The sequence below is a fragment of the Kiritimatiellia bacterium genome (assembly GCA_028715905.1).
Taxonomy (GTDB): Bacteria; Verrucomicrobiota; Kiritimatiellia; order JAAZAB01; family JAAZAB01; genus JAQUQV01.
On the sequence record JAQUQV010000136.1, the window covers coordinates 1 to 2,687 of the forward strand.

The window sequence follows — 2,687 nt, forward strand, 5'->3', positions numbered from 1 at the left end:
TGTACGCGGCATTTGGAAAGTGCATAACTCCGGCACTCAAAAGTGCAGCATTCTGAGGCATAGTTTTCCGTGGTAAAAGAGTCTAATTTTGCCGTTATAAAGGCGGCGAAAAAGGACTGAACCATGGAGGACAGGAGTATGCTGAAGATGAACGAAGTGCACGTAGTACGGCATAAATATTACAATGAAGGCCGGAGCATTCGGCAAATAGCCCTGGAAATGGGCATAAATTGGCGGACGGTGAAAAAATATCTTGGGCAGGCGGAGCCGCGCCGGGAGGAAAAAAACGAACGGTGCCGGCCGGTCTGGGACAAGGTTGGGCGGCGGATAGAGGATTTACTTCGGGAATGGGCCAGTCGCATTGAGGGGAAGCATCGGCTGACGTCGCCGCGGGTTCATCGGCAATTGATCACGGAAGGTTTGGTCGTTGGCGAACGGACGGTGCGAGCCTATCTGGCGGAGAGGCGGCGTTTGGGCGCTGAGGTATATATTCCGTTGATCCACCGTGCTGGGGAAGAGGCGCAGGTTGATTTTTTTGAAGTGCTGGTGGATATTGGCGGTGTGCGGCGGAAAGTCTGGAAATTTCTCCTGCGGCTGATGTATTCCGGGCGCGATTATATCCGGCTCTATGACCATTGCGACCAGGTATCGTTTTTTGATGGTCACGTGCGGGCGTTTGCGCACTTGGGTGGCATTCCGTTGCGGATCATCTATGACAACCTTTCGTTGGCGGTTAAACGTCTGCTGGGGTTGAAAGAGCGCGAGTTGACGGATGGATTTAAGGCTTTATGCAGCCATTATTTGTTTGAGGCTTGTTTTACGCGGCGCGGGGAAGGGCATGACAAGGGCGGCGTTGAGAATCGGGGCAAGGTGATCCGACTGCAGCATCTGACGCCGATCCTGGCCGGGAAAGATTTGGATGAAATTTCCGGCAAGGCTTTGGCTGAGATTGAGCAGGCCTGGGTCGGCAAGGTTAACAAGCAAGGGCGGCATTTAAAGGATTTATTTGAAGAAGAGAAGACGATTCTGCGCTCCTTGCCATTAACGCCGTTTGAAGCGCGGCGGATGGATCCAGTCTCGATCAGTAACAGCTCGATGGTGCAGGTTGAAGGGGCGACCTATTCATTGCCTTCGTCTTGGGCGTGCTTGGACGCTACGGCTTGGATCGGCCCGACTGACATCCAGTTTGTTTGCCGAAATGAGACGGAAACCCGGCCGCGGCAATCACGCGGGCAACGGCTGATCTATTATCGTGATTACCTGAAAGAACTGTCCCGTAAACCGCAGGCGGTGCGCCAGGTGGCGCCGGAACTGGTGGCTGAACTTGGGCTCACCTACGGGCGGATATGGGAATTGCTGGTAAAAACGCATGGCGAACTACAGGGCGCCCGGCATCTGGCTGGGATACTTGGCGCGATCTGCGATCATGGGGAAAGCATTGTCACCCAGGCCTTGAATGAGGCGTTGGAGCGCGGTCGTTGCGATTTACTGCCGTTGCAAAAATATATATCGGCGCGGCAAGTGGCTCTGGATTCCACGCGAGTGCCGGCAGGACTGCGAGGGATGGAAGTGGAATCGGTGGCGGCGGCGGAATATGATCGTCTGTTGGCAGGAGGTGCACAATGAGCGCGGCCGTCATCTCCGCGATAATTCAGGGACATATCAGATCGCTACGTTTGCCGACCATCGGCCGGGAATATGAAGCGGCGGCCCGCCGGGCGCGTGACGGCGGTTGGACGCATGAGGAATATCTGCGCGAATTACTGGAAGCGGAAAATCGCGTTCGCCAGGAGAACGCGGCCAGACGCTATATGAAACAAGCCGGTTTTCCAGATACCAAGACGCTTGATCAGATTGATTGGGATGCGTTGCAGGGCGTGGCGCGGCCGAAAATCAATGAGCTGGCCAGCGGTGAATTCATCAACAAAGCTGAAGACGTGGTAATTGCCGGGCCGATCGGCACGGGTAAAACGCATCTGGCGATTGCGTTGGGCGTGGAGGCCACCCGGCGGCGGATTCCGGTTTTGTTTCAGAAGGCGGCCGATCTGGTGCGACAACTTCTGGAAGCGCGGGATGAACGCAATCTGGGACGGATGCAACGCCGGTATCAAAGAGTGCCGTTATTGATCGTGGATGAGCTCGGCTTCGTACCGTTCAAACGCGATGGCGGGGAGTTGTTGTTTCATCTGCTGGCCGATCGTTATGAGCGGCGTTCAACCCTGGTGACGACCAATTTGGCCTTCGGCGAATGGGTGCAGGTTTTTGGCGATGAAAAACTGACTACGGCCCTTCTGGATCGGCTGGCGCATCACGCGCATATCTTGACCACACGTGGAAAGTCGTACCGGACCGGCAAAGGCAAACGGCTCGATGAAAATAGCCCGAACAGCAAAAAGTGAGGTTTTTGGCCATGCCTGATAAAAAAACATGGTCTAAAATCACGTATACGCTCCGAGAATAGGGCAAGCCATGCCCAACATGTAGGTAACCTCGGTAGTGGCGCCCGATAGAGAAAGGAGGCCGAAAAAAAATGGTGCCGGCCCGGCCGGCGCGCCGCCCCCTAGGGGGCGGGAAGGGGAAGGAAAACCTTGCCCTGAATCAACCCAAACGATAGAGTATTAACCAGCCAAAGAGTGCTGCACTTTCCGATTGCCGGAATGCTGCACTTTCCGATTGCCGCCGCCAAG

At 55.3% G+C, this 2,687-nt stretch carries 2 protein-coding genes; both read left to right on the forward strand.

Annotation, left to right across the window (positions count from 1 at the left end; genetic code table 11):
• Positions 1-147: 147 nt before the first annotated feature.
• On the forward strand, positions 148-1,626 hold the full coding sequence (gene istA / locus PHP98_12220; GenBank protein ID MDD5484394.1) for an IS21 family transposase: 1,479 nt from the start codon (positions 148-150) through the stop codon (positions 1,624-1,626).
• Entirely contained in the window at positions 1,623-2,399 is a 777-nt protein-coding gene (istB, locus tag PHP98_12225) for an IS21-like element helper ATPase IstB (protein MDD5484395.1), read from the forward strand. Before istA ends, istB begins: the two co-directional genes overlap by 4 nt.
• Positions 2,400-2,687: the final 288 nt, after the last annotated feature.